The sequence below is a fragment of the Cellulomonas cellasea genome (assembly GCF_006538745.1).
Classification (GTDB): domain Bacteria; phylum Actinomycetota; class Actinomycetes; order Actinomycetales; family Cellulomonadaceae; genus Cellulomonas_A; species Cellulomonas_A cellasea.
In genome coordinates this window covers 25,911-43,033 of the sequence record NZ_BJLR01000026.1, presented here as the reverse complement: position 1 = coordinate 43,033, position 17,123 = coordinate 25,911, and the positions used below count along the sequence as shown (strand labels likewise).

Here is a 17,123-nt window from a genome sequence, read left to right as displayed (position 1 = left end):
CGCGCGGGTGCCCCGGACCACGGGTCGGGCGCCGGGTGTGCACCGACATGTCCGGCCCCTAGTCTCGAAGCATGAGCGCTGACGGATTGGACCAGGCCCGCCAGAAGATGACGGACGCAGGGGTGGCGCCCACTGCGATCGACGTCTTCGCCCGCTTCTACGGTCTCCTCGAGTCGGGGGAGACCGGCGCGATCGCCGAGAAGGACGTGCGCCCGCTGACCGACGTGCCCCACCTGGCCGACCTCGACGTGCCCGACGAGGCGGCCCGCGAGGCCCTCGCCGTGACGGCCGTCATCAAGCTCAACGGGGGCCTCGGCACCTCGATGGGCATGGACCGCGCCAAGTCGCTGCTGCGCGTGCGCGGCGAGCAGACCTTCCTCGACGTGATCGCCCACCAGGTCCTCGCCGCACGCGCCGCGACCGGTGCGCGGCTCCCGCTCGTCCTGATGAACAGCTTCCGCACGCGCGAGGACACGATCGAGGCTCTCGCGCCGCACACGGAGCTCGCCGTCGAGGGCCTCCCGCTCGACTTCCTGCAGAACCGCGAGCCCAAGCTGCGCGCCGACGACCTCACGCCCGTCGACTGGCCCGCGGACCCCAGCCTCGAGTGGTGCCCCCCCGGGCACGGCGACCTGTACACCGCGCTCTACGCGTCGGGCACGCTCGAGCGCCTGCTCGACGCCGGCTACCGGTACGCGTCCGTGTCGAACTCCGACAACCTCGGTGTCTCGCCCGACGCGCGCATCGCCGGCTGGTTCGCCTCGACGGGTGCGCCGTTCGCCGCGGAGGTCGCGCGCCGGACGCCGGCCGACCGCAAGGGCGGCCACCTCGTGGTACGCGCCGCGGACGGCCGGATCGTGCTGCGCGAGACGGCGCAGACGCTGCCCGAGGACGCCGAGGCGGCCGCGGACATCGAGACGCACCCGTTCTTCAACACGAACAACCTGTGGCTCGACCTGCGCGCCCTGGCCGACGAGCTCGAGCGCACGGGGGGCGTGCTCGACCTGCCGCTCATCCGCAACGACAAGACCGTCGACCCGACCGACTCCTCGTCGACGCCCGTGGTGCAGATCGAGTCGGCGATGGGCGCGGCGATCGAGGTGTTCGACGGCGCCGTCGTGCTCGAGGTGGACCGCTCGCGCTTCCTGCCGGTCAAGACGACGAACGACCTGCTCGTGCTGCGCTCGGACGTGTACCGCTCGACCGCGGACCACCGGCTCGAGGCCGTCGTCGACGCGCCCTTCGTGGACCTCGACCCGAAGCACTACAAGACGATCGGGAAGTTCGACGACCGCATCCCCGTCGCCCCGTCGCTCGCCGGTGCGTCCGCGCTGCGCGTGCAGGGCGACTGGACGTTCGGTCGCGACGTCGTCGTGACCGGCGACGCGGCGCTCGCCGACCCTGGTACGCCGTCCACGCTCCCGGACGGCGCGCGGATCGGGCCCGACGGGATCGCCTGACCGTCCGCCCGGGCGTACCGGGCACACACCGGGTAGCTCACAGGCCGGCGTCTGTCGACGCCAGCCTGTGGTGTGCCCGGGCTACGGGCGGCAGACACCTGGGGAGCGGTGCCTCCGCCGGCTCCGCGCACGTCGGCGCGCCGAGAGCCCCGGGCTTTCGGCGCGCCGACAGCCGGGCGGTTCACCGCGGGATCCGCAGAAACGTCATTGATCGGGGAATACTGACGCAGATGCGGATGGCGATCACTGCTGCGCAGCGCGACGCACACGAGCGGTCGCGGTGCGCGCGTGAGCGTCTCTGCGACGGCTGCACCGAACGTCGTTGAAGCGGTTCGACTGGTGTCGCACTCGGTGGGTGACCACGAGCAGCGCGAGCAACGTCGACGCCGCGACCGATATGCCTGGACATCGCAGCAGGTCAGCGACCAGACTCGCGGAGGAACCCGTGCCGAGCGTCCGTGACGCAGCCGTGGCAGGCCGGTTCCGCAGGGGTGCGTGACGCACGGGAACGCCGCTCCTCGCTGCCCACAGTCGTAGCGCTTCGACGAGGAGGCTCCATGCAGAAGACGGTCCGGCGGCTGTGTGCCGCGACCCGCGAGCGGACCGCGCTGCTGGCGCTGCTGCCGGGAGCCGGGCGGCCCCTGCTCGCGGTGCTCGTCGCGGTGCGCGTGCTCCAGGCGCTGCTCCCGGCGGCGACCGCCCTGGTGACCGCCCGGCTGCTCGACGCCGCCGCGACGCCCGGCGCGGGGACCGCCGGCGCGGTCCTGCTCGTCGGGGCCGTGCTGCTGCTCGGTCAGACGTGCAGCGTCTTCCAGCGCCCGCTCGTGACGCTCGTCCGCGGACGCATCGACGCGCGCCACCGGGCCGACGTCATGCGGCTGCTCACCCGGACCGCCACGCTCGACGTCGTCGAGAGCGCGGAGGTGCAGGCCCTCGTGCGGGCCGCAACCGCTGACCCCCGCGAGTGGGTCGAGAAGACGCCCGCGGAGGGTGCGCTCGGGCAGCTCAGCGTGCTCGTCCGGTGGGTCGGGCTGGTGTCGACCGCGGCCGTCGTCGCGGCGTGGTCGTGGTGGCTCGTCCCGCTGCTCGTCGTCCCGGCGGTCGTCGTCCGCCACCTCGTGCGGGGCCAGTGGGTGCGGCACTTCCGCATCTGGGTCGACGGGCTGCCCGAGAACCGGCGTGCGCACTACTGGGGGGAGCTCACGAGCGCGCCCGCGGAGGCCAAGGAGCTGCGCACGTTCGGGCTCGGCGCCTGGGTCGTCGACCGGCGCCAGCGGCACCTGCACGCGCAGCTCGACGACGTCTGGGCGGACGACCTCCGGGCCGCCCGGGAGAAGTGGTGGGTCCTGCTCGCGGCCGTCGTGCCCCTCGGCGCCGCCTTCGTCGTCGCGGCGGTCGGGACGACGCGCGGGCACGGCACCGTCGGTGCCCTCGCCGGGCTCCTCGCGGCCGGGTGGGGCGTGTTCAGCGCCGTCACCGGGACGGGCGACGCGCTCATGGTCGAGGGCGCGCGCCCGGTCGTCCGGGCGGCCGAGGCGCTGCGCGCGCGGCTGACCGAGCCGGAGACCGAGACCGTGCCCGGCGCCGTGAGGGAGATCGAGACCGAGACCCGGCACGTGCCCGGGACCGCGACGGCGCCCGAGCCGGCCGCCCCGCACGTCCGCCTCGAGGGTGTGACGTTCGCCTACCCGGGCTCGAGCGGGCCGGTGCTGCGCGGTCTCGACCTCGAGATCCGGCCGGGGGAGCTGCTCGCGGTCGTCGGGCTCAACGGCGCCGGCAAGTCGACGCTCACGAAGGTGCTCGCCGGGCTGTACGAGCCGAGCGCCGGGCGGGTCACCGCCGACGGCGTGGACGTGCGCGCGATCGGGGCGCGCGCGTGGCGGCGCCGTGTCACGGTCGTGCACCAGGACTTCGTGCGCTACCAGCTCTCGCTCGAGGACAACATCGCCCTCGGGCAGGTCGGCGGGGACCGGCCGTGGCCCGACCCGGATGCGGTCCGCGGCGCGGCGACCGACGCCGGGCTGGGGCCGGTCGTCGACGGGCTCCCGGCGGGCTGGCGGACGCCGCTCGCGCGCAGCCGCACCGGCGGGGTGGACCTGTCCGGCGGGCAGTGGCAGCAGGTCGCGCTCGCCCGGGCGCTCTACGCGACGCGTGCGGGGGCGCGCGTCCTCGTGCTCGACGAGCCGACGGCGCACCTCGACGTCCGCACCGAGGCCGAGCTGTTCCGCCGGCTCGCCGGCATCACCCAGGGGGTCTCGACCGTGCTCGTGTCGCACCGGCTGTCGACGGTCCGGCTCGCGGACCGCATCGTCCTGCTCGCCGACGGGCGCATCGCCGAGAGCGGCACGCACGACGAGCTCATGGCGCTCGGCGGCTCGTACGCGCACATGTTCGCGCTGCAGGCGCAGCGGTTCGCGCGCGGCTACGACGACCGGCTCGAGACGGGGGTGCTCTCGTGAGGGTGCGCGCACGCCTGACCGGCGAGCTCATGGCGCGGTGCTGGCGCGCCGAGCGGGCGCTCACGCTGCTCGTGCTCGCGTGCATGGCGGTCGGCACCGTCGCGTTCGCCGGGCTGGGGCTCGCGTCGAAGACCGTGGTGGACGCCGCGGTGGAGGGCGACCTGCGCCTGCTCGTGCTCGCCGCCGTCGTCACGGCCGTCGCGTACGTCGTCGACTGGGTCGTCGACGACGTCGGCTTCACGATGCGGATGCACGTCGTCGAGCGTGTCGCCCAGACGGACGTCGAGCCCGAGGTCATGCGCGCGTGCACGGACGTGGACGAGATCGACCACCTCGAGCGCACCGACTTCCTCGACCGCATCACCGCCGTGCGGGGCCGGGCGTGGGCCGTCGTGGACTCCGCCTGGTCGGTCGTGGAGGCCGCTGCGCTCGTGCTGCGGCTCGCGCTCACGGTCGCCCTGCTCGGCAGCGTCAGCCCGTGGCTCCTGCTGCTCGTGCCGTGCGCCGGGGTGCAGCTCGTGCTCGACGCCGCGGGGCGCCGCCGGTCGACCGCCGCCGAGATCGCGACCTCGGAGGACCAGCGGCTCCAGCGCCACCTGTTCGAGCTGTGCACGAGCCCGGCCACGAGCAAGGAGATCCGCGTGGCCGGCGCCGAGGACGAGCTCGTCGCGCGGCAGCAGGCGACGGCGCTCGGCGTGGTGCACGCCCGCGCCCGGGCGCTCCTGACGGCCGCCGCGCTGAGCACCGCCGGGTGGGCGGTCTTCGCGGCAGGCTTCACGGCCGCGCTCGCGCTCGTCGTGCGGTCCGCGGGTCAGCCCGGCGGCTCGCTCGGCGACGTGGTGCTCGCCGTGGCGGTCGGCTCGCAGCTGCGCTCTGTGGTGCAGCAGGCGGTCGGGCGCGCGTCGGACGCCGGCGGCTACGGGCGGATCGTCGAGCCCTACCTCTGGTTGCGGGCGTTCGCCGCCGAGCGGCTCGCGGGCCAGGTCGCGACGGCGGCCCCGCCCACGGCGCTCACGGAGGCGATCACGCTCGAGCACCTCGCGTTCACCTACCCGGGCGCGGCCCGGCCGGCGGTCGACGACGTCAGCGTCACGATCCCCGCAGGGACGGTCGTCGCGGTGGTCGGGGAGTACGGGTCGGGCAAGACGACGCTCGTCAAGCTCCTCACGAAGCTCTACCGGCCGGACACGGGCCGGATCACGGTCGACGGCACGGACCTCGCCGAGATCGGGACGCCGGGGTGGCGCGCCGTCACGAGCGCCGCGTTCCAGGACTTCGGCCGCTACCAGACGACGTTCGACGAGGCCGTCGGGCTCGGCGACCCGGCGCGGATGGCCTCGAGGGAGGCCGTCGACGCCGCGGTCGCCGCCGCGGACGCCGGTGCGCTGCGCTCGCGGCTGCCAGCCGCTGGGGCGTCGCTGCTCGGCAGCCGGTTCGACGGCACCGAGCTGTCCGAGGGGCAGTGGCAGAAGGTCGCGCTCGCGCGGGCGTGCATGCGGACCCGGCCGCTGCTGTTCGTGCTCGACGAGCCCACCGCGTCGCTCGACGCCCCGAGCGAGCACGAGATCTTCGCGCGGTACATGGAGCGGTCGCGGCGGCTGGCGCGGGACTGCGGCGCCGTCACGGTGATCGTCTCGCACCGCTTCTCCACGGTCGCCGGCGCGGACCTGATCCTCGTCATGGAGCACGGCCGGCTCGTCGAGCACGGCACGCACCCGGACCTGCTCGCGCGGCCCGGGGGCGGTGTGTACGCGGAGCTGTTCGGCATCCAGGCGACGGCGTACGCGGACAGCTGAGCCCACGATAGGCCGGCCGGACGTCGGTGCGACGTCCGGCCGCCCCGCGCAGTCAGCGCTGGACCGGGCGCGGTGCGGCGTCCTCGGTCGACCCGGCCCGGCGCAGCACCTCCCGCGCGTGCGCGAGAACCGGCCCGTCGACCATCCGGCCCGCGAAGCGGAACACGCCACGCTCGCGGGACGCCGCGTCGAGCAGCCGCCGGGCCCGCTCCACGGCCGCGTCGTCGGGCCGGAACGCCGCCCGCACGACGGCGACCTGGCTCGGGTGGACGCACGCGGTGCCCACGAATCCTGAGGCGGCGGCGTCCGCGGCCTCGCGGGCCAGGCCGTCGAGGTCGCCGATGTCCATGTGCACCGCGTCGTACGCGGGCTTGCCGTGCGCGCCGGCGGCGACGAGGACGGTCGAGCGTGCGTGCAGCGCGACGTGCCGCCACCGTCCGTCGGGGTGGCGGCTCGCGGTCCCGCCGAGCGAGGCGACGAGGTCGTCGGCGCCCCAGTGCAGCGCGACGACGTGCGGCACTGCGGCGATCTCCGCGGCGTGCAGCACCCCGGCGGCCGTCTCGACGAGCGCGATCGTCGCGAACCCCTCGAGCGCGTCGAGGTCCGCGGCGCTCGCGGTCTTGGGCAGCATGACGGTCCGGTACGCGGTCCGGCGCAGCGCGTCGAGGTCGGCGTCGAGGTCCGCGGTGCCCGCGGCGTTGACCCGCACGACCGTGCGTGCGGGGTCGAGCGGGGTGTCGACCAGCGCGGCGCGCGCGGCGGCCTTGGCGGACGGCGCGACGGCGTCCTCGAGGTCGAGCACGACGGCGTCGGAGCGCTCGGCGGCCTTCGCGTAGCGGTCGGGGCGGTCCGCCGGGCAGAACAGCAGCGCGGGGCCGAGCGTGCGGGCCGTCACGGCTGGGCACCCGCCCGCCACACCAGCACGGTCCGCGTCGCCGTCGCGACCACGGTGCCGTCCTGGTTGCGGCCGGTGTGCGCGAACGTCACGACGCCCTGGCCCTCGCGCGAGGCGGACAGGCGCTTGCCCGTCACGACCGTCTCAGAGTACAGCGTGTCGCCCGGGAACAGCGGGTGCGGGAAGTCCACGTCGGTCAGCCCGAGGTTCGCCACGAGCGTGCCCTGCGTGAGCTGCGCGACCGAGCTGCCGACGAGCGTCGCGAGCGTGAGCATCGAGTTCACGAGCGGGCGACCGAACGGCTGCCCGGCCGACCACGCCGCGTCGAGGTGCAGCGGCTGGGTGTTCATCGTCATCGTCGTGAACGCGACGTTGTCGGCCTCCGTGAGCGTGCGGCCGGGGCGGTGCAGGTAGCGCACGTCGGTCTCGAGCTCCTCGTACCAGAGACCGCGCTGCACGGCGTCGCGCATCAGGGGCGTCCTGCCAGGCCGAGCTCGCGGGCGATCACCATGAGCTGGACCTCCGTGGTGCCCTCGCCGACCTCGAGGACCTTGGAGTCGCGGTAGTGCCGGGCGACGGGGTTCTCGTTGAGGAAGCCGTAGCCGCCGAAGATCTGGGAGGCGTCGCGGGCGTTGGCCATCGCCGCCTCGCTGCCGATGAGCTTGGCGAGGCTCGCCTCCAGCTTGAACGGGCGCCCCGCGACGATCCGGTGCGCGGCGTCGAGGTAGGCGAGGCGCGCGGCGTGCGCGCGGGCCTGCATGCGGGCGATCGTGAACTGGGTGTGCTGGTTCTCCCCGATGGTCCGGCCGAACACCCGGCGCGTCCCCGCGTACCGGATCGCCTCCTCGAGGCAGCCCTGCGCCGCGCCCGTGCAGAGCGCGGCGAACGCGACGCGGCCCTCGTCGAGCGTCTGGATGAAGCTCGCGAACCCGCGGCCGCGCTCGCCGAGCAGGTTCTCCTCGGGGACGCGCACGTGGTCGAGCACGAGCGGGTGCGTGTCGGAGGTGTGCCAGCCGACCTTGTCGTAGGCCGGCCCGACGTGCAGCCCCGGGGTCCCGGCCGGCACGAGGAACGCGGTCAGCTCCTTGCGCACCGAGCCGTCGGGTCGCATGCTCTCGCCGGTGACCGCCGTGACGGTGACGAGTCGTGTGATCCGCGTCCCGGAGTTGGTGATGAACTGCTTCGAGCCGTCGATGACCCAGTCGCCGCCGTCGAGCACCGCCGTCGTGCGGGTCCCGGCCGCGTCCGAGCCGGCGTCGGCCTCGGTGAGCCCGAACGCGGCGAGCGCCTCGCCGCGCGCGAGCATCGGGATCCACTCCTTCTTCTGCGCGTCGGTCCCGCTCCGCCAGACCGGCATGGCGCCGAGCCCGACGCCCGCCTCGAGGGTCACGGCGATCGACTGGTCGACGCGCGCGAGCTGCTCGACGGCGAGGCACAGGTCGAGGTAGTCCCGGCCCTGCCCGCCGTACTCACGGGGGAACGGCAGTCCGAACAGCCCCATCTCGCCCATCTGCGCGAGGATCTCGTAGGGCAGCTCGCGCTTCGTGTCGTACTCGTACGCGGCCGGTGCGACGACGGTGTCGGCGAAGTCGCGCACCTCGTCGACGAGGCGCTGCTGGGCGTCGGTGAGCTCGTGGCTCATGGTCGGGTCCCTTCCTCGGCGGGCGCGGTGGTGTCCTGCCCGGTGCGGTCGGTGCCGTGCGGCGTGATCGTCGCGAGCACCTGGTCGAGCGCCACCCGGTCGGCCGGTCGGGCCTGGAGGGTGACGACGCCGTCGGTCGTCGCCGTGAGCCGGTGCTCCATCTTCATCGCCTCGACGGTGAGCAGGGGCTGGCCGGCGGTCACGTGGTCCCCGGTCGCGACGTCGACCGCGACGACGGTCCCGGGCATCGGGGAGCGCACCACGGGGTCGGCCGCCCCGGCCGGCCGGTCGTCGCGCGCGCGCGCCGCGGCCAGGGCGTCGAGGCGGCCCATGACCCGGAGCGCGACGGCGGAACCGTCGTGCCCGACCCACGTCGTCGCGCCGTCGGACGCGACGCGGACCGTGCGGACCACGCTTTCGACCGTGAGCTGCGCGGTCGTGCCGTCGACCGGCGTGAGGCGCGCACGCACCGGCGGCGCGTCGTCGAGGCGGACCTGCGCGTCGTGCGCGGGCCCGAGCACCGCGACCTCGGTCCGCTCGCCGTCGGCGGACGTCACGACGTGCAGCGTCGGGAGGTGCTCACCGAGCCGCCAGCCGTCGGGGCCCCACGCCGAGCCGGCGGACGCGGCGCGCGCGGCCGGTGCGGCACGGTCGGCGGTGGCCCGGAGCGCCGCGACGAGCGCCGCGTCCGGCACGTGCGCCGGTGCGGCCAGCTGGTCAAGATGGCGCTCGATCAGGCCGGTGTCGAGCCGGCCCGCGCGGACCTCGGGGTGCGCGACGAGGCGGCGCAGGAACGGGACGTTCGTCGTCACGCCGAGCACGGTCGTCGAGGCGAGGGCCGCGTCGAGCCGCGCGAGCGCCGTGGCCCGGTCGGGCCCCCACGCGGCCACCTTGGACAGCATCGCGTCGTAGGTGGACCCCACCTCGCTCCCGACGGAGAGCCCGCTGTCGACCCGCACGCCGTCGCCGGCGGGCTCGTCGAGCACGAGGACCTGGCCCGCGGTCGGCAGGAACGCCCGCGCGGGGTCCTCGGCGTAGACGCGGGCCTCGACCGCGTGGCCGGTGAGCCGCACGTCGTCCTGGGTCAGCCCGAGCGGCTCGCCCGCGGCGACGCGCAGCTGCAGCTCGACGAGGTCGAGGCCGGTCACGAGCTCGGTGACCGGGTGCTCGACCTGCAGGCGCGTGTTCATCTCGATGAAGAAGAAGTCCTCGGGTGCGGCGGCCTCGGCGAGCAGCTCGACGGTCCCGGCACCGACGTACCCGACCGACCGTGCGACCGCGCACGCGGCCTCACCCAGCCGGGCGCGCGTGCGCGCGTCGACGACCGGCGAGGGCGACTCCTCGACGACCTTCTGGTGGCGCCGCTGGAGCGAGCACTCCCGCTCGCCGAGGTGCACGACCGCGCCGTGGGCGTCCGCGAGCACCTGCACCCCGATGTGCCGCGGCGCGGCGAGGTAGCGCTCGAGCAGCAGCGCGTCGTCCCCGAACGCCGACGCCGCGACCCGGCGCGCCGCCGCCAGGGCCGCGGGCAGCTCGTCGGGCGTGCGGACGACCGTCATGCCCTTGCCGCCGCCGCCCGCGGACGGCTTGACCAGCAGCGGGTAGCCGACGTCGGCGGCGCGCGCGACGAGCGCGTCGTCCGAGAGCCCGGGCTCGGCCGTCCCCGGGACGACCGGCACCCCGGACCGCGCGACGTGCGCCTTCGCGCCGATCTTGTCGCCCATGACCTCGAGCGCGTGCACGGGCGGGCCGACGAACGCGATGCCGGCGGCGGCGCACGCGCGCGCGAGTGCGGGGCTCTCCGACAGGAACCCGTACCCGGGGTGCACCGCGTCGGTCCCCGTCGCCTTCGCGGCGCGCAGCACCGCGTCGACATCCAGGTAGCTCGCCTGCGGCTCGGCGGGTCCCAGCCGGACCGCGACGTCCGCGAGGCGCACGTGCGGCGCGCCGGAGTCGGCGTCGCTGAAGACCGCGACCGAGCGGATCCCGAGCCGGCGCAGCGTGCGGATCACGCGGCACGCGATCTCGCCGCGGTTCGCGACGAGCACGGTGCGGAACGGGGGAGCGGGCGGGGCCGAGGTCGTGGCGGGCACGGCGGTCACATCCGGTACACGGCCGCGGCGCGCGGCTCCAGGGGGACGCCGCGGCACACGTCGAGCGCGAGCCCGAGCACGCGCCGGGTGTCCGCGGGGTCGAGGATGCCGTCGTCCCACAGGCGGGCGGTCGACCAGTACGGCGAGCCCTGCCGCTCGTACTGCTCCCGGATCGGGGCCGCGAACAGCTCCTCGTCCTCCGCGGACCACGTCTCGCCCCGGGCCTCGAGCTGGTCGCGGCGCACCGTCGCGAGCACCGCCGAGGCCTGCGCCCCGCCCATGACCGAGATCCGCGCACCGGGCCACATCCACAGGAACCGCGGGGAGTACGCGCGCCCGCACATCGAGTAGTTGCCGGCGCCGAACGACCCGCCGATCACGACCGTGAGCTTCGGGACGCGGGCCGTCGCGACGGCCGTGACCATCTTGGCGCCGTGCTTCGCGATGCCGCCCGCCTCGTAGTCGCGCCCGACCATGAAGCCGACGACGTTCTGCAGGAACACCAGCGGGATGCCGCGCTGGTCGCACAGCTCGACGAAGTGCGCACCCTTGAGCGCCGACTCCCCGAACAGCACGCCGTTGTTCGCCACGATCCCGACCGGGTGGCCGTGCAGGCGCGCGAAGCCCGTCACGAGCGTCGTGCCGTACTCGCGCTTGAACTCGTGCAGCTCGCTCGCGTCGACCAGGCGCGCGATGACGTCGCGCACGTCGTACGGCTCCTGCAGGTCGACGGGGACGACGCCGTACAGCTCCGCCGGGTCGGCGAGCGGCTCCCGGACCTCCGTGACGGCCCAGGCGTGCTCGCGCGGGGAGGGGAGCGTCGCGACGATGCGCCGGACGATCCGCAGCGCGTCGGCGTCGTCCTCGGCGAGGTGGTCCGCGACCCCCGAGACGCGCGTGTGCAGCTCGCCCCCGCCGAGGTCCTCGGCCGTGACGACCTCGCCGGTCGCGGCCTTCACGAGCGGCGGGCCGCCGAGGAAGATCGTGCCCTGGCCGCGGACGATGACCGTCTCGTCGCTCATCGCCGGCACGTACGCCCCGCCCGCGGTGCACGAGCCCATGACGCACGCGACCTGCGGGACCCCCGCGGCGGAGAGCCGGGCCTGGTGGTAGAAGATCCGCCCGAAGTGGTCACGGTCCGGGAACACCTCGTCCTGCATGGGCAGGTACGCGCCGCCCGAGTCGACGAGGTAGACGCACGGCAGCCGGTTCTCGAGCGCGACCTCCTGCGCGCGCAGGTGCTTCTTGACCGTCATCGGGTAGTAGGTGCCGCCCTTGACCGTCGCGTCGTTCGCGACCACCACGACGTGCCGGCCCGCGACGAGGCCGATGCCGGCGACGACGCCTGCGCCGGGCGCCTCGTCGCCGTACATCCCGTGCGCGGCGAGCGGGGCGAGCTCGAGGAACGGGCTGCCGTCGTCGAGCAGCGCGTCGACGCGCTCGCGGGCGAGGAGCTTGCCGCGGGCGACGTGGCGCTCGCGGGACGCCGCCGGACCGCCCTGGGCCGCCGTCCGCAGGCGCGCGCGCAGCTCGTCGACGAGCGCGCGCTGGGCGGTCTCGCGCGCGGCGGCGGGGGGCGCGACGGGGTCGGCCGTGCTCGTGATCGTCGTCATCGACGCTCCTGTCCGGGAACCGCGGGTCTCCGGTTCGAGTGAACACCCATTCACTGGATTCGGCTAGAGTTCGTTCACCGGATGTGCGCCCCAGGGGGGCGGACGAGCGAGGAGCGGCATGAGCGGGGAGCGTCACGAGCGCGGTGCGAGCACGCTGCTCCCGGTCGCGCCGAGCCGATCGGGCAGCGCCGATCGCACCGGCGATCCGGGCGACCGAGCCTCGGGGCGCGAGGGACCGCGCGCGGCGGGCACGGCCCGAGGGCGAGCCAAGGCCGAGCGGCGTGCTGCTCTGCTCGCGGCGGCGGCCCGCCTGTTCGCGCTCCGCGGCTTCGAGGGCGTGTCGATGGAGGACCTCGGCGCGGCCGCCGGGGTGAGCGGCCCCGCGGTCTACCGGCACTTCCCGGGCAAGCACGCCGTGCTCGCCTCGCTCCTCGGCGGGGTCAGCGCGGAGCTGCTCGACGGGGGCCGCACCGTCGTGGAGCGGGCCGCCGCCGACGACGAGGCGCTCCGGGGGCTCGTCGCGTTCCACGTCGAGTTCGCGCTCGCCGACCCCGACGTCATCCGCGTCCAGGACCGTGACCTCGAGCAGCTCGCCGAGCACGACCGCCGGTCCGTGCGCACCCTGCAACGCCGCTACGTCGAGCTCTGGGTCGACGTGCTGGCGCGGCTCGACCCGTCCGCCGAGCGGTCCGAGCTCCGGCTGCGCGCGCACGCGACCTTCGGGCTGCTCAACTCGACGCCCCACAGCGCCCGGGCGCTGCCCCGCGGCCGGGTCGAGGCGCTGCTCGCCGAGATGGCGCTCGCGGCCCTCGGGCACCCGGTCGGCCTGGGGCGCTGAGCTCCCACGCGGCCCGGCGCCGCCGGCGCGGCCCGGACGCGTAGCGTCGGTCGCGTGAGCCGCCGAGCAGTCGACGCCTGGACGTCGCTCGTGGTCGCGCTGCTGCTGTCCGTCGCGGCGTCCGTGGCGCTGGTCGTCACGGTCGTGCACGACGCCGATCTCGTCCGGCACGGCACCCGCGCGGCGGCGCGTGTCGTCACCATCGAGCAGGGCCGGCGCGTCCCCGACGTCCTCGTGGTGGAGGTGCTCGAGACCGGCACCACCGCGCGGATACCGCTCGACGGCGGCGGGGCCGACCTGCGGGCGAACGAGCGGGTCGACGTGCTGGTCGACCCCGCCGACCCGGGCTCGGCCGTGCTCGCCGACGTCACGCCGTTCGGTCTGCTCGATGCCCTGCTCCTCGGCCTGGCCGTGACGGGGCTGGTATGCCTGCGCCGGGCGTGGGGTGACGTGCAGCGGTCACGCCGCCGGGGCGTGCCCGTGATGCTGGAGCCGCGCGCGGGGCGTGTGCCGACTCCGGCCCGCCGTGCCGGACGCCGCGGCGGGCACCGCTGAGCCGCCCGTCACACCATCGCGAGCACCGACCCCGGGTTGGCGAGCACCGCGCCGACGTCCGAGACGAACCGGGCCGCCTGCTCGCCGTCCACGACGCGGTGGTCGAACGTCACCGCGAGCGTCACGACGCTGCGCAGCGCGATCCGGTCCCGGTGCTCCCACGGCCGGCGCCGCACCGCGCCGACGGCGAGGATCGCGGACTCGCCCGGGTTGAGGATCGGGGTTCCCGCATCGATGCCGAAGACCCCCACGTTGGTGATCGTGATCGTGCCGCCGACGAGGTCGGCCGGTGGCGTCGTGCCCGCACGCGCCTGCTCGGTGAGATGCGCCAGGGCGTCCGCGAGCGCGTCGAGGTGCAGCCCGTCGGCGTCCTTGACGTTGGGCACGAGCAGCCCGCGGGGGGTCGCCGCGGCGATGCCGAGGTTCACGTAGCGCGGCCGCACGATCTCCCCGGCGGCCTCGTCCCAGCGGGAGTTGACCTCGGGCGTGCGGGCGACCGCGATCGTCACGGCCTTGGCGACCACCGTGAGCAGCGTGAGGCGGTGGCCTGCCAGCGCGCGGTCGCGGCGCAGGTCGTCGAGCAGCTCGAGCGTCGGGGTCACGTCGACCGTGAGGAAGACCGTCGCCTGCGGGGCGGTGAACGCGCTCGCGACCATCGCGGCGGCGGTGCGGCGGCGGACTCCCGTCACCGGCGTGCGCTCCTCGCGCGGTGATCCCTGCGACGTGACCGACGCGACCAACGTGGCCGAAGCGGCCGGTGCCTGTGCCGCGTCCGTCGGTGAGCCGGCCTGCGCCGACCCGCCGTCCGGGTGTGCGCGGGCCAGGACGTCGTCGCGCGTGATGACACCGTCGGGTCCGGTGCCCACGACGCCCGTGAGGTCGACGCCGAGCTCGTGCGCGAGCTTGCGCACCGGCGGGTACGTGCGTGGCCGCTCGGGGGTGCCCACGGGCCGTGCGGTGCGGCCGCCGGTGCCCGCGTGGTCCGTCGGCGCCGGGTCCGCCGGTGCGCGCCCGGTGTGCGGTCCCGGGGCACCCGGTCGCAATGTGCGGGGACGGCGTCGTGGTCGGTCCGTCGTGCCGACCGTCGGCCCGTAGCCGACGAGCACGGACGTGCGCGCGACCACCGGCGACGGGGCACCGGCGTCTGCCGCGGACGACGACGCGCCGTTCGCCGTCGTGGGCAGACGCTCGGCGGTCGCGGGTGCGGACGCGGTTGCGGCGCCAAGCGCGGCACCCGCCGCCGCGGACGACGCCCCGGCCCCGTGGGCCGAGAGCGTCCCCTCGACACCCGCCGGCGCCGTGTCGACCGCGAGGATCGGCGACCCGACGAGCACGGTCGTGCCGGGCTCGACGAGCAGCCGGGCGACGACCCCCGCGTACGGCGACGGCAGCTGCACGGCGGCCTTGGCCGTCTCGACCTCCGCGATCACCTGGTTGAGCGCGACGGTGTCGCCCTCGGCGACCTCCCACGACACGAGCTCCGCCTCGGTCAGGCCCTCGCCGAGGTCCGGCATCGCGAACTCCTCGACCGCCATGTCAGCCCCTCCAGCCGGTCAGCGAGTGCTCGCGCCCGAGCACGCGGTCGACCGCGTCGAGGATCCGGTCGAGGTCGGGCAGGAAGTGCTCCTCGAGCTTCGCGGCCGGGTACGGGACGTCGAACCCGGTGACGCGGACCGGGGGAGCCTCGAGGTGGAAGAAGCACCGCTCGGTGATGCTCGCGGCGATCTCGGCGCCGAGCCCGCCGTGCTGCTGCGCCTCGTGCGTGATCACGAGCCGGCCGCTCCGCCGCACGGACGCCTCGACCGTGGCGAGGTCGATCGGCGACAGCGAGCGCAGGTCGATGACCTCGACCGAGATGCCGTCGTCCGCGGCGGCGAGCGCGACGTCGCGCGCGGTCATCACGAGCGGCCCGTAGGCGACGAGCGTCACGTCCGTCCCGGGCACGACGACGCGGGCGGCGTGCATCGGCGCGGTCGAGCCGTCGATGACGTCGTCGACCTCGCCCTTGACCCAGTACCGCCGCTTGGGCTCGAAGAAGATCACCGGGTCGTCGCACGCGATCGCCTGGCGCAGCAGCGTGTGCGCGTCCTGCGGGTCCGCGCACGTGACGACGCGCAGGCCCGGGGTGTGCGCGAAGTACGCCTCGGGCGACTCCGAGTGGTGCTCGACCGCGCCGATGCCGCCGCCGTACGGGATCCGGACCGTGATCGGCATCCGGATCGCGCCGCCGGTGCGGTGGTACAGCCGTGCGACCTGCGTGACGAGCTGGTCGAACGCCGGGAAGACGAAGCCGTCGAACTGGATCTCCACGACGGGCCGGTACCCGCGGTACGCGAGCCCGACGGCCGTCCCGACGATGCCGGCCTCAGCGAGCGGGGTGTCCATGACGCGGTCGGCGCCGAAGTCGCGCTGCAGCCCGTCGGTGACACGGAAGACCCCGCCGAGCGTGCCGATGTCCTCGCCCATCAGCACGACCTTGGGGTCGTCCTCGAGCGCGCGCCGCAGCGCCGCGTTGAGCGCCCCGCCGAGGGTCAGCGCCGTCATCGGGTGCCCCCCGCCGTGCCCTCGTCCGCCGCGTCGTCGCCCGCCGTGCCGCCACCTTCTGAGCCGTCGCCCGCCGGGCCGTCCCCGGTGCGCTCGTCGAACATCGCGAGGTACGCCGCGTACTGGCTGCGCTGGCGCTCGAGCCACGACGTCGGCGTCGTGTACACGTGGTCGAACACGCTGAGCGGCGGCGGGGGCTCGAGCCCGTGGCAGCCCGCACGCATCTCGGCGGCCGCAGTGTCCGCCCGCGCCGTGACGGTGCCCGTCAGCTCGTCGGTCAGCCGGCCGCGGCGCTCGAGGTACCGCTCGACGCGCGCGATCGGGTCGAGCGCGACCCACCGCTCGTGCACCGCCGGGTCGACGTAGCGCGTGGGGTCGTCCGACGTCGTGTGCGGACCGCGCCGGTACGTCACGGCCTCGACGAACGTCGGCCCGCCGCCGGTGCGCGCCCGGTCGAGCGCGACGCGGGTCACCGCGGTCACGGCCAGCACGTCGTTGCCGTCGACGCGCACGCTCGGGATGCCGTACCCCGGCGCGCGGTCCGCGAGCGGTCGCCGCGACTGCAGGCCCACGGGCTCCGAGATCGCCCACTGGTTGTTCTGGCAGAAGAACACGACGGGCGCGCGGTACGACGCCGCGAAGACCATCGCCTCGTGCACGTCGCCCTCGCTCGTCGCGCCGTCGCCGAAGTATGCGACCGCCACCGAGTCGACGCCGTCCTTGGCGCAGCCGATCGCGTACCCGGTCGCGTGCAAGGTCTGCGCGCCGATGATGATCGTCGGGGTCGCCATGCCGACCGCGCGGGGATCCCAGCCCGTCGCCGCGGTGCCCTTCCACACGCGCACCAGGTCGGTCGTCGACACGCCGCGGCACCACGCGACGGCGTTCTCGCGGTAGCTCGAGAACACGAAGTCGTCAGGTCGCAGCGCGCGCGCCGAGCCGACCTGCGCGGCCTCCTGGCCGAGGAGGGGCGGCCACAGCCCGAGCTGGCCCTGGCGCTGCAGCGCAGTCGCCTCGATGTCGAGCCGGCGCACGACGACCATGTCCTCGTAGAGGGCGACGAGCCGCTCGTCGTCGAGGTCGGCGACCCACGGGTCGTGCTCGGGGTCGGGGCGGCGGGTGCCGTCCTGGGCGAGCAGCTGGACCATCGCGGGGGCCGGGCCGGGGTCGGGACGCGGGCCGGTCTCGTGGTCCGGACCTGCGGCCGTCGGCCGGGGGAGGACGTCGC

The 17,123-nt window shown here is 75.4% G+C and carries 13 protein-coding genes; 5 read left to right on the top strand and 8 right to left on the bottom strand.

From position 1 onward, the window contains the following. Nucleotides 1-71 precede the first annotated feature (71 nt). The 3 genes from CCE01nite_RS14185 to CCE01nite_RS14175 all read left to right on the top strand — a co-directional run bounded on the left by CCE01nite_RS14185 (nt 72) and on the right by CCE01nite_RS14175 (nt 5,715). Complete coding sequence (locus tag CCE01nite_RS14185) at nt 72-1,460, top strand: UTP--glucose-1-phosphate uridylyltransferase (protein ID WP_034628374.1); 1,389 nt, start codon at nt 72-74, stop codon at nt 1,458-1,460. Nucleotides 1,461-2,017: 557 nt separating this feature from the next. Continuing rightward, on the top strand, nt 2,018-3,919 hold the full coding sequence (locus CCE01nite_RS14180; protein ID WP_141372610.1) for an ABC transporter ATP-binding protein: 1,902 nt from the start codon (nt 2,018-2,020) through the stop codon (nt 3,917-3,919). Continuing rightward, nucleotides 3,916-5,715 carry an ATP-binding cassette domain-containing protein gene (locus CCE01nite_RS14175; protein ID WP_034628375.1) on the top strand — a complete coding sequence of 600 codons (1,800 nt, stop codon included), beginning with the start codon at nt 3,916-3,918 and terminating at the stop codon, nt 5,713-5,715. Before CCE01nite_RS14180 ends, CCE01nite_RS14175 begins: the two co-directional genes overlap by 4 nt. A gap of 52 nt (nt 5,716-5,767) precedes the next feature. Here the strand turns inward: CCE01nite_RS14175 and CCE01nite_RS14170 are convergent, their stop codons facing one another. Genes CCE01nite_RS14170 through CCE01nite_RS21660 form a run of 5 tightly spaced genes read right to left on the bottom strand, consistent with a single transcriptional unit; the run spans nt 5,768 to nt 11,958 of the window. Further along, nucleotides 5,768-6,610, bottom strand: a complete 843-nt coding sequence (locus CCE01nite_RS14170; RefSeq protein ID WP_034628380.1) for an HpcH/HpaI aldolase/citrate lyase family protein — start codon at nt 6,608-6,610, stop codon at nt 5,768-5,770. Next, nucleotides 6,607-7,080, bottom strand: coding sequence for a MaoC family dehydratase (locus CCE01nite_RS14165; protein WP_034628383.1), 474 nt, complete (start codon nt 7,078-7,080; stop codon nt 6,607-6,609). The genes CCE01nite_RS14170 and CCE01nite_RS14165 overlap by 4 nt, the downstream gene beginning before the upstream one ends. After that, nucleotides 7,080-8,252 carry an acyl-CoA dehydrogenase family protein gene (locus tag CCE01nite_RS14160; protein WP_034628389.1) on the bottom strand — a complete coding sequence of 391 codons (1,173 nt, stop codon included), beginning with the start codon at nt 8,250-8,252 and terminating at the stop codon, nt 7,080-7,082. The genes CCE01nite_RS14165 and CCE01nite_RS14160 overlap by 1 nt, the downstream gene beginning before the upstream one ends. Beyond that, nucleotides 8,249-10,345, bottom strand: coding sequence for an acetyl/propionyl/methylcrotonyl-CoA carboxylase subunit alpha (locus CCE01nite_RS14155; protein ID WP_052103965.1), 2,097 nt, complete (start codon nt 10,343-10,345; stop codon nt 8,249-8,251). Before CCE01nite_RS14155 ends, CCE01nite_RS14160 begins: the two co-directional genes overlap by 4 nt. A 5-nt stretch (nt 10,346-10,350) precedes the next feature. Beyond that, complete coding sequence (locus CCE01nite_RS21660) at nt 10,351-11,958, bottom strand: carboxyl transferase domain-containing protein (RefSeq protein ID WP_034628392.1); 1,608 nt, start codon at nt 11,956-11,958, stop codon at nt 10,351-10,353. A 118-nt stretch (nt 11,959-12,076) separates the two neighbouring features. On the opposite strand from CCE01nite_RS21660, the gene CCE01nite_RS14145 reads away from it, so the two are divergent. Continuing rightward, nucleotides 12,077-12,796: an SACE_7040 family transcriptional regulator gene (locus tag CCE01nite_RS14145; RefSeq protein WP_034628395.1), complete on the top strand. Its 720-nt coding sequence runs from the start codon at nt 12,077-12,079 to the stop codon at nt 12,794-12,796. A gap of 54 nt (nt 12,797-12,850) precedes the next feature. Continuing rightward, nucleotides 12,851-13,351 (top strand): DUF3592 domain-containing protein, encoded by a 501-nt coding sequence (locus tag CCE01nite_RS14140; protein ID WP_141372609.1) that lies wholly within the window; start codon nt 12,851-12,853, stop codon nt 13,349-13,351. An 8-nt stretch (nt 13,352-13,359) separates the two neighbouring features. Here the strand turns inward: CCE01nite_RS14140 and CCE01nite_RS14135 are convergent, their stop codons facing one another. The 3 genes from CCE01nite_RS14135 to pdhA are packed head-to-tail and all read right to left on the bottom strand — an operon-like array spanning nt 13,360 to nt 17,043. Then, entirely contained in the window at nt 13,360-14,886 is a 1,527-nt protein-coding gene (locus CCE01nite_RS14135; protein WP_034628399.1) for a dihydrolipoamide acetyltransferase family protein, read from the bottom strand. A gap of 1 nt (nt 14,887) precedes the next feature. Further along, on the bottom strand, nt 14,888-15,895 hold the full coding sequence (locus CCE01nite_RS14130; protein ID WP_034628403.1) for an alpha-ketoacid dehydrogenase subunit beta: 1,008 nt from the start codon (nt 15,893-15,895) through the stop codon (nt 14,888-14,890). Beyond that, complete coding sequence (gene pdhA, locus CCE01nite_RS14125; protein WP_246056574.1) at nt 15,892-17,043, bottom strand: pyruvate dehydrogenase (acetyl-transferring) E1 component subunit alpha; 1,152 nt, start codon at nt 17,041-17,043, stop codon at nt 15,892-15,894. Before pdhA ends, CCE01nite_RS14130 begins: the two co-directional genes overlap by 4 nt. Nucleotides 17,044-17,123: the final 80 nt, after the last annotated feature.